Genomic DNA, 16,570 nt, shown 5'->3' on the forward strand with positions numbered 1-16,570 from the left:
GGCCGTACGGAGGCGGAGCCGTACCGTCCCGAGCGGGATCACCCCGGCCGGTGCCGCCGGTAGTAACGGGCGACGCGCGCCCGGTTGCCGCAGCGTGCGGCCGAGCACCAGCGCCGGCGCGGATGCGCGGGCAGGAACAGCATGACGCAGTCGTCGGCCTCGCACTCACGGACCCGGATGATCGCCGGATCGGTCAGCAGACCGGCCACGGCCTCGGCGAGCATGGTCGTCAGTCGGGCGCCCGGGGCGCCGGGGCGGCGGGTCACGGCCGTGACTGACGCGCCGTCCCAGGACAGCTCCCTGACGGCGGGCGCCGCGGCCTGCGCCCGGTTGAGCCCGCGCAGGGCGGCCTCGGGCGGGCGCTCGCCCCGCCGGGCGCGCTCGATCGCGGCGGCGGCGTGCTCGCGTACGGCGTGCACGGCCGACAGGTCGGACGGGGCGAGGGCGGAGGTCTCGTCCTCGGTCAGGCCGGGGAGCCGGTCGCGCTGGAGGGCCAGCCACGAGCGCAGCGCTTCGGGATCGGCCAGCAGGTCGACCGGCCCCTGCGGGGTGCGCGGCCGGGTGTTGACCAGGTCCAGGGCGAGGGGCTCGCCGGTCAGCGGCACGAGATCGCTCATGACCTAATGCTACATGGGTGGGTTGACCCATTAGATAGAGATCGGTTACTACTAATGCATATTCGCTTAGAGGAGGCATGTGAAATGACGTTCCCGGCCATCGCCCGCACGCTGCACCGCCACATCGACGTCGACGGGGTGCAGGTCTTCTACCGCGAGTCGGTTCCCTCCCGGGCGGACGCCCCCGTCATGCTGCTGCTGCACGGCTTCCCCTCGGCCTCGCACCAGTTCCGCAGGCTCATCGACACGCTCGGCGACCGCTACCGGTTGATCGCCCCCGACTATCCCGGCTTCGGCCACACGGTGACCCCGGACGGGTTCGCCTACCGTTTCGACGCCCTGGCCGACATCGTCGAGGGCTTCGTCGAACGGCTCGGCCTGACCCGGTTCGTGATGTACGTCTTCGACTTCGGCGCGCCCGTCGGCTTCCGGCTGGCGACCAGGCGGCCCGAGTGGATCGCCGGCCTGGTCGTGCAGAACGGCAACGCCTACGAGGAGGGACTGTCACCCGCAGCCCGGGACTTCATCGCGCTGCGCCCGCAGGACGAGGGGGCCGGGGAGACCGTGCGGGACCTGCTGACGCTGCCCGCCACGCGCGGCCAGTACGAGGGCGGCACCGCCGACCCGCGGCTGGTCGCCCCCGACGGCTGGACGCTGGACCAGCACTTCCTGGACCTGCCGGGGCGCAAGGAGGCGCAGGTCGCGCTGGCCTTCGACTATCACGCCAACGTGGGAGAGTATCCGCGGTGGCAGCGGTGGCTGCGCAAGCGCACCCCGCCCACGCTCATCGCCTGGGGCGTCAACGACCCCTTCTTCACCGAGCCCGGCGCCCGCGCCTACCTCCGCGACGTCCCCAGCGCCGACCTGCACCTGTTCGACACCGGGCACTTCGCCCTGGAGGACAGGCTTCCCGAGATCGCCCCGCTGATCGCCGCATTCCTCGACCGCGTCTGGGCCGGGGCCCCCGTCACGGCCCGGAGCTGAGGCCGGGGCCGTATCGCCGGGGCCGTACCGCCGGATCCGCCTCGCCCCGGTCTTCAGCCCGCCGCGGCGCCCCGGGTCGCGGCGCGGAAGTGCGCCCGCAGCCGCTCCCCGGCCTTCCCGGCCGCGCCGAGCCGGTCCAGGCCGAGCAGGGCGGAGCCCACGATGGGCGGGACGTCGACGACGACCAGCTTGGCCTGCGGAGCCTGCCCGGCGAAGCGTTCCTCGAGCATGGCGCTCAGGAGCGGGTCGCGGGCGGTCAGCACGCCGCCGCCCAGGACCACCTCCACGGGGGAGCCGAGCAGGCCGAGCCTGCGCAGCGCGACCACCCCCAGGATCGTGACCTCCTCGGCCAGGCGCGCCACGACGGAGCGCGCCACCGCGTCGCCCGCCTCGGCGGCCGACATCAGCACCGGCACCAGATCCTGCAGCCGGGCGTAGGGGAGGTCGCCGAAGTGCACGGCCAGGGACACCTCCTCCACGGTGCGGGTGCCGAAGTGCCCGCGCACCGCGCGCTCCAGCGCGGTGGCCGGGCCGCGGCCGTCCTCGGCGCGCACGGCGTGCCAGAGCACCTCCTCGCCCAGACCCAGGCCGCCGCCCCAGTCGCCGGTGAGCCTGCCGAGGGCGGGGAATCGGGCGACCTGCCCGGTGGGGGAGACCCCGACCGCGTTGATGCCGGCCCCGCAGACCACGGCCACGCCCGACGGGCCCGAGGCGCCGGCCCGCAGCAGGGCGAAGGTGTCGTTGCCGACCACCGCCTCCCGGGCGTAGCCCCGGGTGAGGATCTCCTCGCGCAGGGCCCGCTCCTCGGCCGGCAGGTCCGCGCCCGCCACGTAGGCGGCCACGTGGTCGGCGTACGGCGCCGCCGCGCCCGGGCCGAGCATCCGCCGCGCGATCTCGCCTATCACGTCGATCGCGGCGCCCACCCCCGCGCGCTGCGGCTCGAAGGCCGTGCCCCGGCCGGTGGCCAGGACTGAGCCGTCCTCGCCGATCAGCGCGACGTCGGTCTTGCTGTTGCCGCCGTCCACGGCCAGGACGGTCCTCACGCCCGCGCCCAGGGCAGGTGCCGCCGGTTGGCCTCGATCAGGCGCCGGGCCAGCTCCTCGGCCGGGGCGGCCTGGCCGACCAGCGGGTGGGCGAGAAGCGCGTCGGCGACCCGCTCGCGGCCGCCGTGCAGCGCGGCCTCCAGCGCCAGCGTCTCGTAGGCCGTGACGTGGGCGATGAGACCGGCGTAGAGGGGCTCGACGGCCGGTACGGCCAGCGGCACGGCGCCGGAGGCGGTGATCGTGGCGGGCACCTCGATGACCGCCTCGTCGGCCAGGAACGGCAGCGTGCCGTCGTTGCGCAGGTTGACCACCTGCGCGTCGCCCCGGTCGCCGAGCAGCGAGGCGATCAGCGCCACGGCGGCCTCGGAGTAGAACGCGCCGCCGCGTTTCTCCAGCAGCCCGGGCTTGGTGTCCACCGACGGGTCGGCGTACATCTCCAGCAGCCTGCCCTCCATCGCCGCGACCTCGGCCGCCCGCGAGGGCTTGGCCCGCTGTTCCTCCACCACGAGGTCGTGGGCGTAGAAGTAGCGCAGGTAGTAGGAGGGCACCACGCCGAGCCGGCGGATCAGGCCGGCCGGCAGGCCGACGTCCTCGGCGATCTCCTCGCCGTGCTCCTCCAGCAGCGCGGGCAGCACGTCCCGCCCGTCGAGCAGGACCGTCCGCTCCCACGTCAGGTGGTTCAGGCCGACGTGGCCCAGGGAGATCCGCGCGGGGTCGACGCCCAGCTTCGCGGCGAAGCGGCGCTGGAAGCCGATCGCCACGTTGCACAGGCCGATGGCCCGGTGACCGGCCTCCAGCAGCGCCCGGGTGACGATGCCCACCGGGTTGGTGAAGTCGACGATCCAGGCGCCGGGCGCGTGCTCGCGGATCCGCGCGGCGATGTCCAGCACGACCGGCACCGTGCGCAGGGCCTTGGCCAGGCCGCCCGCCCCGGTGGTCTCCTGGCCGACGCACCCGCACTCCAGCGGGAGGGTCTCGTCGACCTCGCGCGCCGCCTGGCCGCCCACGCGCAGCTGCAGGAGCACGGCCACCGCCCCGGCGGCGCCCTCCTCGACCGAGGCGGTCGCGGTGACCTTCGCCGGGTGCCCGGCGCGCGCCAGCATCCGGCGGGCCATCCCGGCGACCGGGCCGAGCCGGCGGGTGTCCGGGTCGACCAGCGCGATCTCGGTGAGGGGCAGTTCGTCCCTCAGCCGTGCGAACCCGTCGATCAGCTCCGGCGTGTACGTCGAGCCGCCCCCGACAACGGCGAGTTTCACCCTTTCACTCCTGTCAAGGTGACGCCCTCGATGAAGACTCTCTGGGCGAGGAAGAAGACAACGATCACAGGTGCCATGACGAGCAGCGTGGCCGCCATGGTGAGGTTCCACTGCACGCTGTGCAGGGCCTTGAAGGACGCCAGCCCGATCGACAGCGTCCAGTTGTCCAGGTTCGTGGAGGCGTACAGCAGCGGGCCGTAGTAGTCGTTCCAGCAGTAGAAGAACTGGAACAGCGCCACCGCGGCGATCGCGGGCCGGGCCATCGGCAGCACGACCCGCACGAGCGTGGTGAAGTCCGAGCAGCCGTCGACCCGGGCCGCGTCGGTGTAGTCCCTGGGGATCGTCAGCAGGAACTGGCGCAGCAGGAAGATGGAGAAGGCGTCGCCCAGCAGCATGGGCAGGATCAGCGGCCACAGCGTGCCGGTCAGCTCGGCCCGGGCCCAGATCAGATAGACCGGGACCGCGACCACCTGCGGGGGCAGCATCATCATCGCGATGACCGCCAGGAAGGCGGCCCTGCGCCCGGGGAAGCGGAAGCGGGCCAGCGCGTAGGCCACCGGGATCGACGACAGCAGCATGAACGCGGTGCCCAGGCCCGCGTACAGCATCGTGTTGCCGATCCACAGCAGCAGCGGGGACCGCTCGAAGATCTCGGTGAAGTTGCCCCAGTTCCACGACTGAGGCCACAGCTGACTGGTCAGCGCCTGCTGGTCGGTCATCAGGGCGGTGAGCGCGATGAAGACCAGCGGCCCGATGAACATGATCGCCAGCGCGACGGCGAGGGCGTGCGTGGCGATCCAGTACAGGATCCTGCGCCCCCGGACGCGTCGGGCGGTCCGGCCGCGCGGGCGGGAGGCCGGGGCCTGGGGGCGGGTGGCCAGGGCGGTGCTCACGAGACCTCCCGGTCGAAGGCGCGGAAGCGGCGCAGCAGGATCAGGGTGAAGACCATCGAGGCGGCGAACAGCAGCAGGGCGAGCACGCACGCGTACCCCATGGAGAAGTCGCGGAAGCCCGCGTGGAACAGCCACTGCGGCAGGGTCAGCGTGGACGTCTCCGGATAGCCGGGCGTGAAGCTGCTGCCGGGGGAGTCGGTGGCGCCGGAGGCGACCCTGGCGGCGATCATCGCCTGGGTGAAGTACTGCAGGGCGTAGATGACGCCGGTGACCGCCGAGAACACCAGCACCGGAGAGATCGTCGGCAGCGTGATGCTCCGGAACTGCCGCCAGGCCCCCGCCCCGTCCAGCGCGGCCGCCTCGTACAGGTGCCGGGGCACGTCCAGCAGCGCGGCCAGGAAGATCACCATGGTGTTCCCGGCCCCCCACATGCCCAGCAGGGTCAGGCTCGGCTTGGACCAGTCCTTGTCGCCGAACCAGTCGGGGCCGGTGACGCCGACCAGCTCCAGGAGCTGGTTGACCGGGCCGGTGGCCGGGTTGAGCAGGAAGACGAACGAGACCGTGCCCGCCACCGTCGGGATCAGCGAGGGCAGGTAGAAGATCGTCCGGAACAGGCCCGCGCCCGCCTTCAGCCGGGTCACGAGCTGGGCCAGCCCCAGGGCGAACAGCACCTGGGCGGGCACCATGAAGACGACCAGCCACAGGGTGTTGCCGATGGAGACGAGCGCCCGCTCGTCGCTCAGGAAGTAGCGGTAGTTGTCCAGGCCGATGAACTCCAGCGTGAACAGGTCGTAGCGGTGGAAGGAGAAGTAGACGGTCGCGGCCAGCGGGTAGAGGAAGAAGACCGCGAAGCCCGCCAGCCAGGGCGACAGCCACACGAGGGCCCGGAGGCCCTCGCGGCGCCGCCACGCGCGCGGCGCCGCAAGGACGGTGCTCACCGGCCGGTCACCCCCCGGAGAGCTTCAGCTTGTCGTTGATCTGCTTGTCGACCCCGGCCAGCCCCTCGTCGAGGTCCTTGACCGAGCCCTTCTCCCAGGCCTGGACGAAGGAGCTGAAGGCCTCCTGGTTGAAGACGCTGTTGACGTTCGCCGGGAGCGTGCTCGTCTTCGGGTGGGAGAAGATGTCGAGGAAGGTCTGGAACTGCGGGTCCTTCTTCAGCTCCGGCGACTCCATCGCGGCCTTGGTCGTCGGCACGTTGCGCAGCGCGTTGGAGAGCGTGACCAGGCCCTTGGTGTCGGTGGTCAGATACTTCACCAGCTCCCAGGCGTGCTGGGGGTGCTTGGCGCCCTTGGGCACGCCGATCACGGTGCCCGCGGTGAAGCCGCTGCCGTACAGCTCGGGCCGGTCGTCGGCGACGGGCAGCGGGGCGGTGCCGTAGTCGAGGTCCTTGGCGTCATTGGCGATCATGGCGTTGCGCCACTCGCCGTCCAGGACCATGGCGACCTTGCCCTTGTGGAAGGGATGCTCGGCGCTCCACTCGTCGCCCAGGCTCTTGCGGAACTTGTCGAGCTTGTCGTAGCCGTACCAGTCGATGAGCTCCTTCTGCCACTGCAGCAGCCGCTTCCACGCCGGGTCGGAGCCGATGGCCGAGGTGCCGTCGGGGTTGTACCACTTCGCCCCGACCATCGGCCCGAGGTGGGCGGGGGAGTTCTCGTAGTACTGCACGCTGGGGATGAACCCGGCGACCTTGATGGTGCCGTCGGCGTCGCGCACGGTGAGCTTCTTGGCCAGCTCGGCCAGCTCGGTCAGCGTCTTGGGCGGCTCGTTGCCCTTCATCAGCGCCTTGTTGTAGTAGAGGCCGTAGGCGTCGGCGAGCATCGGCATCGTGCACCGCTTGCCCTCGAACTCGGTGTAGGCGCGGGCGGCCTCGGGCAGCACGCTCAGATCGATGCCGTCCTGCTCGATGACCGGGGTCAGGTCCTGGAACACCCCGCTCCTGCACCACTGGGCGACGTTGTCGGTGGTGAAGGAGGAGGCCACGTCGGGCGCCGTGCCGCCGCGGACGGCCTGGGTGATCTGGTCGTCCTGGACGCCCTTGGTAAGTTTGACGGTGATCTGCGGGAACTTCGTGCGGAATCCGGCGATGGCGTCCTCGAACGCCTTGACCTCGCTGTCGGCGCTGAAGCCGTGCCACAGTTCGAGGGTCGCGGCCGGCAGGGCCGCGGCGGCCGAGCCGGAGGCCCGGGGCTGGGAGCCGAGCGCGGGCGCGCTCTCCTTGCCGGCGGTGCAGGCGGTCAGGGCCGTGCCGGTCATCACGATGACGGGCACGGCGAAGGTGATGAACCGTCGGTTCACGACAGTCGCCTCCTTGCGTGGGGGGATACAGGAGGGCTCGGACGGGATCAGGAAGGAACCGTGGAGCTGAAGACCTCGTCGCGAGTGGTGGTGAGGGCCAGGTCGAGGGCGCCGGTCAGGACCGGGTTGCCCTCGACGGTGGACAGCAGCAGGGGCGGCCGGGGGACGGTGAGCGCGTGCAGCTCGTGCTCGACGAGCTCGCGGAGCGTCTCACCGCCGGCCATGAAGGTGCTCCCGGTCAGGACGACGACCTCGGGGTCGACGACGGCGGTGATGGCGGCCAGGCCGACCGCCAGGCGGGCGGCGATGTCACGGAGTCCGGCGCGGGCGTCGTCGGCCCGCCGGCCCTCGCCTTCGGAGGCCCGTACGGCGTTGCGCACGGCCGCGGTGAAGCCGGCGCCGCGCACGCCGTACGACCTGAGGATCTTCAGGACGGCCGGGCCGCCGGTGAGGGCCTGGAAACCGTGGTCGGCGTTGCGCCCGACCTCGCGGGCGGTGGGGGCGCCGAGCGCGGGCATGTAGCCGACCTCGCCCGCGCCGCCGGTGGCCCCGCGGTGCAGCCGCCCGCCGAGCACCAGCGCCGAGCCGAGGCCCTCGTCGGCCCAGAGCAGCACGAAGTCGCGGCGTCCCCGGGCCACGCCGCGGTTCTGCTCGCACAGGGCGACCAGGTTCACGTCGTTCTCGACGGCGACCTCGACGCCGAGACCCTCGCGCAGCGTGGGCACCAGGTCGGGGATGTGCCAGCCGGGGATGTGGCCGCCGTAGCCGAGCCTGCCGGTGACCGGGTCCAGTGCGCCCTGGATGCCGATCACCACGCGCCGCACGTCGTCGGGCGCGCCGGCGCCCTGGAGCGCGGCGCGCAGCCTGCCCACGATGTCCTTGCCGGAGCGGCCCGGGGTGGGCAGGCGGTGCTCGCCGATCACGGTCCCGGTGATGTCGGCGACCCTGGCCTCGATGCGCGAGGGGGTCACGTCCACCGCGGCGACGTGGGCGGCGTCCGGGTTGAGGCGGTAGACCTCGGCCGTGCGGCCCGGCATGCCCTCGCGGATGCCGTCCAGGACCACCAGCCCCGCGGCCTGCAGGCGGGCCAGCAGCTGGGAGGCGGTGGGCTTGGACAGGCCGGTCAGGGCGCCGATCTCCGGGCGGGTCAGCGGGCCGCGTTCGAGGAGGGCCTGGAGCGCGGCGCGGTCGTTGATCGCGCGCAGCAGGCTCGGGGTGCCCGGTGTCGGCTGTGCCACAGCCCCTCCAGATCCGTCGGCTCGGTAGTTAGGAAAGTTTCCTAACTCGGAATGAATGTAGGGAGCCGCGGAGGAGGCGTCAAGCGTGAGATGGCAGCCGCGATCAATATGTGACGGTGGTCAGCGCGCGGCGGCGGAGACGGGGGAGCGGTGCGGTGCGTGAGGTAAGTGGAATGCGGTGACCTCGACGGACCTGCTAGGGTGATGGTTTGTCACAACAACCAGCACAACAAGCTTAATCAAGCTCTATGGCCCGGAGTATCCCATTACTATCAACGATAATGGAGCGACGGCAACCCGTCAAATCGAGCTCGCCAAGGAGCAGGAGTACGTCTCCTCCCTGTATGAGCGGCTCGATCTGCTGCGCGAGCGCACCCAGCGGCAGCTCGACGGAGTGCTGGCCCAGGGTGGGGGCGGCACCCACCAGAACCGCTCGGAGCGCGACACCTTCGCCGGGATGTACGCCGAACGGCTGGCGCGGCTGTGGGCGGTGGAGAACAGCCTGTGCTTCGGGCGGCTCGACAACGCCGACCACACCTCCCTCTACATCGGCCGCATCGGCCTGGCCGACGACGACCAGCGGCGCCTGCTGATCGACTGGCGGGCCCCGGTGGCCCAGCCCTTCTACCGCGCCACCCCCGCCGCGCCGATGGGCGTCACCCGCCGCCGCCACCTGCAGACCAAGGGCCGCACGGTGATCGGCGTCGACGACGACCTGCTCGACCTCGACAACCTCACCGACGAGGACGTGGCCACGCTCAACGGCGAGGCGGCCCTGCTGGCCTCCATCGGCGCCCGGCGTACCGGCAGGATGCGCGACATCGTGGCGACCATCCAGGCCGAGCAGGACCGCATCATCCGCTCCGACCTGAACGGCGTGCTGGTCGTGCAGGGCGGTCCGGGCACCGGCAAGACCGTGGTGGCCCTGCACCGGGCGGCCTACCTGCTGTACACCCACCGCGAGAAGCTCGCCCGCCGGGGCGTGCTCATCCTCGGCCCCAACCTGACCTTCCTGCGCTACATCGAGCAGGTCCTGCCCTCCCTCGGCGAGACCGACGTGCTGCTGTCGACGGTGGGGGAGCTGTACCCGGGGATCACCCCCGGGGTCGTGGAGCGTCCCGAGGTCGCCGCGCTCAAGGGCGACGAGCGGATGGCCCAGGTCGTGGCGCGGGCCGTACGGGAGCGGCAGCGGGTGCCCCGCAAGCCGATCGACATCAAGCTGGACCGCTACACCCTCAGGCTGGACGGCCGCACGCTGGAGGCCGCGCGCAACCGGGCCTCCCGCTCGCGCAGGACCCACAACGAGGCCCGCGCGGTCTTCGTCCGCCACCTGCTCAACGCGCTCGCCCGGCAGGCCGCCAAGCAGCTCGGCAAGGGCATGATCGACGACGACGAGCTGGCCGACCTGCGCGAGGACCTGCGCACCGAGCAGCCGGTGAAGGCGGCGCTGAACCGGCTGTGGCCCTACACCACGCCGCAGCAGCTGCTCATCGGGCTGTTCACCTCCCGCGAGCGGCTCGACTACGCCGCCGCGGACCTGGGCCCGGCCGAGCGCGGGCTGCTGCTGCGCGAGCCCCCGCGCAAGGGCGAGAACTGGTGGGCCGAGTCCGACGTGGCGCTGCTGGACGAGGCCGCCGAGCTGCTCGGCGGCATCGACCCCGCCGTGCTGCGGGCCGGGGCGTGGATGGCCGAGGAGGAGCAGGCCGCGGCCCGCGCGGCCGAGCAGGAGGAGGGCCGGGCCCAGCTCGCCTACGCCAAGGAGGTGCTGGAGCTGACCGGCCTGTCAGACATCATGGACGCCGAGAAGTTCGCCGCCCGGCACCTGGACGACGAGTTCTACCTCACCACCGCCGAGCGCGCCGCGGGCGACCGCACCTGGGCCTTCGGCCACGTCATCGTGGACGAGGCGCAGGAGCTGTCGCCGATGGACTGGCGGATGGTCATGCGGCGGATCCCGACCCGGTCGATGACGATCGTCGGCGACCTGGCGCAGACGGCCTCCCCGGCCGGGGCGCGGTCCTGGGGGCAGGTGCTCGACCCCTACGTGGCCGGGCGCTGGCGCGCGGAGAGCCTCAGCGTCAACTACCGCACCCCCGCCGAGCTGATGGCCGTGGCCGCCGACGTGCTCCCGCTGATCGGGCCGGGGCTCACCGCGCCCTCCTCGGTCAGGGAGACCGGAGAGCTCCCCTGGGCCGCCTCCCCGGTCGAGGCCCTCGTCCCGGCGGTGAAGGCGGAGCTCGTCGAGGGCGGGCGGCTGGCCGTGATCGTCCCCGCGTCCCTCATGGAGGAGCTGGGCCGGCAGGTCGCCGCCTCCGTCGAGGGCGCGGTCGCCGGACCCGGCACGGCCGCGCTGGACGCCCCCGTGGCCGTCCTGACGGTCACCGACGCCAAGGGACTGGAGTTCGACACGGTCATCGTGGTGGAGCCGGCCCTGATCCTGGGGGAGTCGGCGCGCGGGGCGAGCGACCTCTACGTGGCGCTGACCCGCGCCACCCGCCGGCTCGGGGTGATCCACACCACTCCGCTGCCCGGAGCGCTCGACCGGCTTGAGCGCCGCCAGATCACGTGAGAGCATTGGTAGCTCTCGTCGATCATGTCCCAGCTGCGGAATCTGGCGTTTTCGCAGCTGGTGACGGGGTTGACATCTGGACCGAGGTCGGTAGTTTGCTGCCCGGTCCAGCACGGGACTGGCCGGTTGGCCGTCTCCGGCATCGCCGGTTCCTGCGTCCGCGGCGGAGCGAGACTCCGCCCGAACAGCCAGGTGCAGCAGTCGGCGGTCCGCCGGGGCGGGGCACCCCAACCGGGCGGGGGATTGGACCCAGGAAGGGTCTGGACGCCCAGTAGACAACGGCAATCCGCGCTCGCCGCCGACGGGACGGAACCGGTCCGAAGGGCGGTCCAGGCCCTCTTCCCGCTCCCGTGCCGCCGCAAGCGCCGGGGTGGTCTCCAGGGCAGGAGACCACCCCGTTGCCGCATCGGGCGGGTCTTCCAGGACGCCGCGGGGTCCCGCGGGTTTTCAAGGACCGTTCCGCAGGCCCCTTCAGGACCTCCCGTGCAGAGCCGGTGCGGGAACGCCGTTGCGCGCCGGGCTGCCGTTCTCGTGCCGCTCCGTCTCCTGCCGCTCGGTCTTCCGCTGCTCCGTCTTCTGCGGGGCGGACGCCGCCTCGGCCTCCTCGGGCGTGTGCCGGCACTGGCAGTAACCGTGCTCGACGATGAGCCTCGCCCGTGCGGAGGTGAACTGCCGGCGGTCCGTGGCGGGCAGCACGCCCTTGCAGGCCTCGCACTGCGTCGTCGGCTCACTCATCGCCTTGCCCCTTTCGCTGTTCCCACCCGGCAAGGAATGCCTTCCCTCGCGAGTCAGCGCCTCATACCCGCTACGGGCACCAGAATGCTCGCCGTTGCTCATTTTTGGACGGGCCATGCCGGTTCTTTACCCTCCGGAGGGGCGGAGGCGGTGCGCGGCCGGGGAGGGACGCAGGTGGCAGGAGGGTTTGGGGCCCGCCGGCAAGGGCGGTAGCGTTCGGGCTAGCCGCCCGGACATCGCAGGCAACCCTCCGGACCGGCCCGCCCGACCATCGCAAGGAGCCCCGCCCGTGGTGCAGGAGAAGACGGTCCCCCCGGCCGGGGAACGACCCGCGGCCTCCCGGCCGGTGACCTCCGGCGCCTCCCCGGGGCGGGACGTCCTGGCCCGGGCCGCCGCGGCGGCGGCCGGCGGGCTGCTGCTGTACCTCGCCTTCCCGCCGATCGGCCTGTGGTTCCTCGCCCCGTTCGGCGCCATGCTGATCCTGCTGGCGGTGTACGGCTGCCGCCCGCGCCGCGCCGCCTGGCTGGGCGCCGTCGCCGGGCTGGCCTTCCTGCTGCCCGGCCTGCGCTGGGTCAGCCCGATCGGCACGGACGCCTGGTTCGGCCTCGTCGCCGTCGAGACCCTCTTCTACGCCGTCTGGGCCGTCGCGGCGGCCGCGGTGACCCGGCTGCCGCTGTGGCCGCTGTGGACCGCCGCGCTCTGGGTGGCGATGGAGTGGGCCCGCGGGGCCTTCCCCTTCGGCGGGTTCCCCTGGGTGCGGATCGCCTTCAGCCAGGGCGGGTCGGCCTTCACCCCGTACGCCGCGCTCGGCGGGGCGCCGCTGGTGAGCTTCGCGGTGGTGCTCTGCGGCGGCCTGCTGGCCCTGGCCGCCACGCGTGGGCTCCCCGCTCTGTCCGCCTTGCGTACGGCTCCGGCGGCGCCCGCTCCGTCGCGGGCGCTGGTGCGCTCCCTCGCCCTGCCGCTGGCCGGGGCGCTGGCCGTGCCCGCCGGGGCGCTGGCCGTCCCGCGGCCCGGCGACGAGGGCAAGAGCGTGACCATCGGCGTCATCCAGGGCAACGTGCCCGGCCGGGGCATGCACCCGCTGGGCGACGAGCCGGCCGTGGTCCTGCGCAACCACACGACCAAGCTGCACGAGATGGCGCGGGCCGTACGGGAGGGCCGGATGCCCAAGCCGGACATCGTCGTGCTCCCGGAGAACTCCACCGACATCGACCCCTACCGGAACGACTTCGCCCGTCAGGAGATCGACGCGGCGGTCAAGGACATCGGGGTGCCCGTCCTGGTCGGCGCCGTTGTCGCGATCGGCGACAGCAACCGCGCCACCCGCAGCCTCGTCTGGGATCCGGTCACCGGCCCCGGCGCCTACTACGACAAGCAGAAGCTGGTGCCGTTCGGGGAGTTCACCCCGATGAAGGACCTCGTGCTGGCGCTGTTCGAGCGGGCCGGCCTGGTGGGCAGGCAGTCGGTGTCCGGCACCCGCGACGGCGACCTGCGGATGGGGCCGGTGACGATCGGGGCGATCAACTGCTACGAGGTCGCCTTCGACGAGGTCGTCCGCGGCACCGCCAGGACCGGGGCCAGCCCGCTGGTGGTGCAGACCAACAACGCCACCTACGCGCTGACCAACCTGCCTCCCCAGCAGCTGGCCATGTCCCAGCTGCGCGCCGTGGAGCACAACCGGGCCGTGGTCACCGCGGCGATCACCGGCATCTCCGCCTCGGTGACCCCCGAGGGAGTGGTCACCTGGGAGACCGCCGAGCTGGTCCAGGACATGGCGGTGCTTCAGGTGCCGGTGCGCACCGAGACCACTGTGGCCACGAGGGTTGGCGCTCTGCCCGAGTGGGCCTTGATACTGATGGGTACAGTCGCGTTGGGCGCGCTTCTGGTGCTCCGGAAGCGCCGTCCGGCGCACTCCGCGACGCAGGAGGGTGATCAGCAGGTGGGAGACGCATGATGGAGCGGATGTTCGGCCGGGTGCTCGTCATCGTCCCGACCTACAACGAGCGGCAGAACCTGCCGATGATCACCGAGCGGCTGCGCGCGGCGGTCCCCGAGGCGCACCTGCTGATCGCCGACGACAACAGCCCCGACGGCACCGGGCAGATCGCCGACGAGCTGGCGGCCGGGGACGACCACGTGCACGTCCTGCACCGGCCGGGCAAGCAGGGGCTGGGCGCCGCCTACATCGCGGGCTTCCGCTGGGGCCTGGCCGAGGGCTTCGACGTCCTGGTGGAGATGGACGCCGACGGCTCCCACCAGCCCGAGGAGCTGCCCAAGCTGCTCGACGCGCTGGCCGACGGCGCCGACCTGGCGATCGGCTCCCGCTGGGTGCCCGGCGGCAAGGTGGTCAACTGGCCCGGCTCGCGGGAGTTCCTGTCGCGCGGGGCCAACATCTACACCCGGGTCATGCTCGGCCTGCCGGTGCGCGACGCGACCGCCGGCTTCCGCGCCTACCGGGCCGCCACGCTGGAGAAGGTGGGCCTGGCCGACGTCGAGTCGCAGGGCTACTGCTTCCAGGTCGACCTCACCCTCCGTACGGCCAGGCACGGGCTGCGGGTCGCCGAGGTGCCGATCACGTTCGTCGAGCGGACGGCCGGCACCAGCAAGATGAGCAGAAAGATCATCTCTGAGGCGCTCCTGCGGGTCACCGTCTGGGGCGTCTCGGGCCTGCCCCAGCGGCTGCGCCGGCCACGCTGAGGGCGAACACCCGCCCGCCGCCCGCAGAACCCGGAACGCGGCGGCGCCCGCGGGCGTTGTCACAGTGGTACGGCTCCCGGCGAGCCGTACGGCTTCACGCCCCGAGTGAGGAAACGATGCGCCTTCTGCTGTTCCTGGCCTTCCTGGTGGTTCCGGTCCTGGAGATCTGGATGCTGATCCAGGTCGGCCAGGTCATCGGCGGCCCGCTGACGGTCGCGTTGCTGCTCGCCGACAGCCTCCTGGGCGCCTGGATCGTCCGCAGGGAGGGCCGCCGGGCCTGGAAGAGCCTGCAGGAGGCTCTGGGGCGGGGCCGGATGCCCGAGCGGGAGCTCGCCGACGGCGCCATGATCGTGGCGGGCGGCGCGCTGCTGCTCACCCCCGGCTTCCTCACCGACATCGCCGGCTTCCTGCTCGTGCTGCCGTTCACCCGGCCGCTGATGCGCAGGCTCGGCTCCTGGTTCTTCGCCCGCCGCATCCGCACCCTGGCCACCAGGGCGGCCGAGCCCGGCCTCCACATGGGCTTCGGCCCGGCGGGCTCCGTCTTCGACCCCTTCGCGGGCGCCGGCCAGGCCGGGGGATCGCGCCCCTCCGGCCCGGTCATCCACGGTGAGGTCATCCACGACGACCGCACCGGCCCGGTCACCCGCGACACCGGCCGCGACCTCCCGAACGCCTGAGACCCGGCCGCGCGCCCGCGGCCGTCAGTCCCGGCCGGAGCCGTCGGCCGGGGCGCCGGAGCCCGCGTCCGCGCTGAGGGCCGCCAGACGGCGCAGGGAGAAGCGGAAGAACGCCTCGTTCAGCGGTCGCAGCAACTTCCAGCCGAGCCGGCCGGCCGCGCCGAGCGGCAGGGCGAGATCCTCCTCCCAGACGATGGTGCTGCCGCCCTCACGGGGCAGCACCCGGAAGACCCCGGTGCCGCGCACCAGGCGTCCGGTGTGCCGGACCGCGACCGTCGTCGGCGGGTCCCACTCGGTGATCTCCATGGTGTCCAGGAAGCCGATCGGGCCCACCCCGGTGAAGGCGGCGATCCCGCTCCCGGCGCCGCGGCCGTCGCCGGCCGTGACGCGCGCGTGGGTCAGGACCATCCACTCGTCGTGGCGGGGCCAGTCGGTCAGCACCGCGAAGACCCGGTCCGGGCTCGCCTGTGCGTTCATCGAGACGCTGATGCGGACATGGTTCACCCCTCCATGATCGCCCGGCCGCCCGCGGGATCGGCGCCGGGGTCGGCCATGACTCGCGGCTGAGCCGGGAGGGAGCCGGGTGATCTGACGTGTTTCTGGCAGATGTCGTTAAAGGTGATGTTCTAGTTATTCGGCGCGTCCGACGGTAGGCTGCCACGGCCGATATCGCAGCGACGGGCCACCGGTAGGGAGCGTTCGATGACGGATGGCGAGAACGGGACTCCGGGTGTCTCCGAAACCGCGGAGTCCATGCTCCTGCCGCGCCGCGGCGACGCCCTCCGCTGCGCCCACCAGAGCGCCCGGCGCCGGTGCGTCCTGCCTCCCGATCACGCGCTGGAGCACGTCTACCCGCACCAGGCGGTGAACGCGGTCAGGATCGCAGCAGCGCGTCACGCATCCGCGCCGCAAGCCACTGCCTGAAGGAGTCCTCGGGCCAGCCGCACTGGATCACCAGCGCGTTGTAGTGGGCCGGGTCGTTGAGGACCCACAGCACGTCGGTCGCCCGCCGCAGGTCCAGCTCCGGGCGGAGCGGCCCGAGATGGGCCAGCCGCTCGACCACCATCGCGGCGCCCTTGCGGCGGTTGTCCTGCAGGGTGTTCCAGACGTCGGTCACCTCGCCCGCCGTGTCGGCGGCCCGGCGGACCGTCTCGAAGATCGGGGCCGCGCGGCCGCCGATCAGGGTGCACACCCGGGCGTAGGCGTCCAGGAGCTCGCCCTGGGTGGTGGCCTCCCACACGGGCCGGAACCACGGCCTGTCGGCGACGGGGACGGGGGCGTCGTCACCGGCCAGGGCCTCGTCGAGCACCTGGCGCAGCAGCGCCGGCTTGGAGCCGAAGACGGCGAAGACGGTGGGGCGCGCGACGCCCGCGGCGGCGGCGACGTCCGCCAGCGAGGTCGCGGCGTAGCCGCGCAGGACGAACAGCTCACCCGCCGCGGCGACGATCGCCCGGCGGGTCCGTCGCGCGCTCTCCTCGCGCAGCGGGGAACGGTACTGCCGCCGCGACCGCCCGTCCTTGACGCCCCCCATGTTCGTGGATACTACTGAATTATTCGATAGACCTC

Annotated in this window: 15 protein-coding genes; 5 read left to right on the forward strand and 10 right to left on the reverse strand. The window is 72.6% G+C overall.

Annotation, left to right across the window (positions count from 1 at the left end; genetic code table 11):
- Positions 1-38: 38 nt before the first annotated feature.
- Positions 39-617 carry a CGNR zinc finger domain-containing protein gene (locus Psi01_RS19265; protein ID WP_204065427.1) on the reverse strand — a complete coding sequence of 193 codons (579 nt, stop codon included), beginning with the start codon at positions 615-617 and terminating at the stop codon, positions 39-41.
- 84 nt (positions 618-701) lie between these two features.
- Here Psi01_RS19265 and Psi01_RS19270 point away from each other — a divergent pair, with 84 nt between their 5' ends.
- Complete coding sequence (locus Psi01_RS19270) at positions 702-1,601, forward strand: alpha/beta fold hydrolase (RefSeq protein WP_239127839.1); 900 nt, start codon at positions 702-704, stop codon at positions 1,599-1,601.
- Positions 1,602-1,654: 53 nt separating this feature from the next.
- On the opposite strand, the gene Psi01_RS19275 is transcribed toward Psi01_RS19270, so the two are convergent.
- The 6 genes from Psi01_RS19275 to Psi01_RS19300 are packed head-to-tail and all read right to left on the reverse strand — an operon-like array spanning position 1,655 to position 8,326.
- Positions 1,655-2,644 carry an N-acetylglucosamine kinase gene (locus Psi01_RS19275; protein WP_204065429.1) on the reverse strand — a complete coding sequence of 330 codons (990 nt, stop codon included), beginning with the start codon at positions 2,642-2,644 and terminating at the stop codon, positions 1,655-1,657.
- Positions 2,641-3,900 (reverse strand): 6-phospho-beta-glucosidase, encoded by a 1,260-nt coding sequence (locus Psi01_RS19280; protein WP_204065430.1) that lies wholly within the window; start codon positions 3,898-3,900, stop codon positions 2,641-2,643. The genes Psi01_RS19275 and Psi01_RS19280 overlap by 4 nt, the downstream gene beginning before the upstream one ends.
- Entirely contained in the window at positions 3,897-4,793 is an 897-nt protein-coding gene (locus tag Psi01_RS19285) for a carbohydrate ABC transporter permease (RefSeq protein ID WP_204065431.1), read from the reverse strand. Before Psi01_RS19285 ends, Psi01_RS19280 begins: the two co-directional genes overlap by 4 nt.
- Positions 4,790-5,731 (reverse strand): carbohydrate ABC transporter permease, encoded by a 942-nt coding sequence (locus Psi01_RS19290; RefSeq protein ID WP_204065432.1) that lies wholly within the window; start codon positions 5,729-5,731, stop codon positions 4,790-4,792. Before Psi01_RS19290 ends, Psi01_RS19285 begins: the two co-directional genes overlap by 4 nt.
- A gap of 7 nt (positions 5,732-5,738) precedes the next feature.
- Positions 5,739-7,088 carry an ABC transporter substrate-binding protein gene (locus tag Psi01_RS19295; protein WP_204065433.1) on the reverse strand — a complete coding sequence of 450 codons (1,350 nt, stop codon included), beginning with the start codon at positions 7,086-7,088 and terminating at the stop codon, positions 5,739-5,741.
- A gap of 47 nt (positions 7,089-7,135) precedes the next feature.
- The gene (locus Psi01_RS19300) at positions 7,136-8,326 is read right to left on the reverse strand and encodes an ROK family transcriptional regulator (RefSeq protein ID WP_204065434.1); all 1,191 of its coding nucleotides are present in this window, start codon (positions 8,324-8,326) and stop codon (positions 7,136-7,138) included.
- A gap of 271 nt (positions 8,327-8,597) precedes the next feature.
- On the opposite strand from Psi01_RS19300, the gene Psi01_RS19305 reads away from it, so the two are divergent.
- The gene (locus Psi01_RS19305; protein WP_204065623.1) at positions 8,598-10,895 is read left to right on the forward strand and encodes an ATP-binding domain-containing protein; all 2,298 of its coding nucleotides are present in this window, start codon (positions 8,598-8,600) and stop codon (positions 10,893-10,895) included.
- A 471-nt stretch (positions 10,896-11,366) separates the two neighbouring features.
- Here Psi01_RS19305 and Psi01_RS19310 read toward each other — a convergent pair whose 3' ends face one another.
- On the reverse strand, positions 11,367-11,630 hold the full coding sequence (locus Psi01_RS19310) for a hypothetical protein (protein WP_204065435.1): 264 nt from the start codon (positions 11,628-11,630) through the stop codon (positions 11,367-11,369).
- 289 nt (positions 11,631-11,919) lie between these two features.
- On the opposite strand from Psi01_RS19310, the gene lnt reads away from it, so the two are divergent.
- From lnt to Psi01_RS19325, 3 genes are all read left to right on the forward strand, one after another.
- Complete coding sequence (gene lnt / locus Psi01_RS19315; protein ID WP_239127841.1) at positions 11,920-13,584, forward strand: apolipoprotein N-acyltransferase; 1,665 nt, start codon at positions 11,920-11,922, stop codon at positions 13,582-13,584.
- Positions 13,584-14,327, forward strand: coding sequence for a polyprenol monophosphomannose synthase (locus Psi01_RS19320; RefSeq protein WP_204065624.1), 744 nt, complete (start codon positions 13,584-13,586; stop codon positions 14,325-14,327). The genes lnt and Psi01_RS19320 overlap by 1 nt, the downstream gene beginning before the upstream one ends.
- A gap of 116 nt (positions 14,328-14,443) precedes the next feature.
- Positions 14,444-15,004 (forward strand): FxsA family protein, encoded by a 561-nt coding sequence (locus tag Psi01_RS19325; protein WP_204065437.1) that lies wholly within the window; start codon positions 14,444-14,446, stop codon positions 15,002-15,004.
- A 24-nt stretch (positions 15,005-15,028) separates the two neighbouring features.
- Here Psi01_RS19325 and Psi01_RS19330 read toward each other — a convergent pair whose 3' ends face one another.
- Both Psi01_RS19330 and Psi01_RS19335 read right to left on the reverse strand, forming a co-directional pair.
- Complete coding sequence (locus tag Psi01_RS19330; protein ID WP_239127842.1) at positions 15,029-15,508, reverse strand: SRPBCC family protein; 480 nt, start codon at positions 15,506-15,508, stop codon at positions 15,029-15,031.
- A 370-nt stretch (positions 15,509-15,878) separates the two neighbouring features.
- Positions 15,879-16,535 carry a TetR/AcrR family transcriptional regulator gene (locus tag Psi01_RS19335; protein ID WP_204065438.1) on the reverse strand — a complete coding sequence of 219 codons (657 nt, stop codon included), beginning with the start codon at positions 16,533-16,535 and terminating at the stop codon, positions 15,879-15,881.
- Positions 16,536-16,570 lie beyond the last annotated feature (35 nt).

Origin of the sequence: Paraplanobispora siamensis (assembly GCF_016863175.1) — a bacterium.
Lineage (GTDB): Bacteria > Actinomycetota > Actinomycetes > Streptosporangiales > Streptosporangiaceae > Planobispora > Planobispora siamensis.

What these genes read in the sequence shown, in the direction of transcription:
- Psi01_RS19310 (WP_204065435.1), bottom strand. Translation starts at nt 11,630, where the DNA reads ATGAGTGAGCCGACGACGCAGTGCGAGGCCTGCAAGGGCGTGCTGCCC.
- Psi01_RS19325 (WP_204065437.1), top strand. Translation starts at nt 14,444, where the DNA reads ATGCGCCTTCTGCTGTTCCTGGCCTTCCTGGTGGTTCCGGTCCTGGAG.
- Psi01_RS19270 (WP_239127839.1), top strand. Translation starts at nt 702, where the DNA reads ATGACGTTCCCGGCCATCGCCCGCACGCTGCACCGCCACATCGACGTC.
- Psi01_RS19265 (WP_204065427.1), bottom strand. Translation starts at nt 617, where the DNA reads ATGAGCGATCTCGTGCCGCTGACCGGCGAGCCCCTCGCCCTGGACCTG.
- Psi01_RS19320 (WP_204065624.1), top strand. Translation starts at nt 13,584, where the DNA reads ATGGAGCGGATGTTCGGCCGGGTGCTCGTCATCGTCCCGACCTACAAC.
- Psi01_RS19335 (WP_204065438.1), bottom strand. Translation starts at nt 16,535, where the DNA reads ATGGGGGGCGTCAAGGACGGGCGGTCGCGGCGGCAGTACCGTTCCCCG.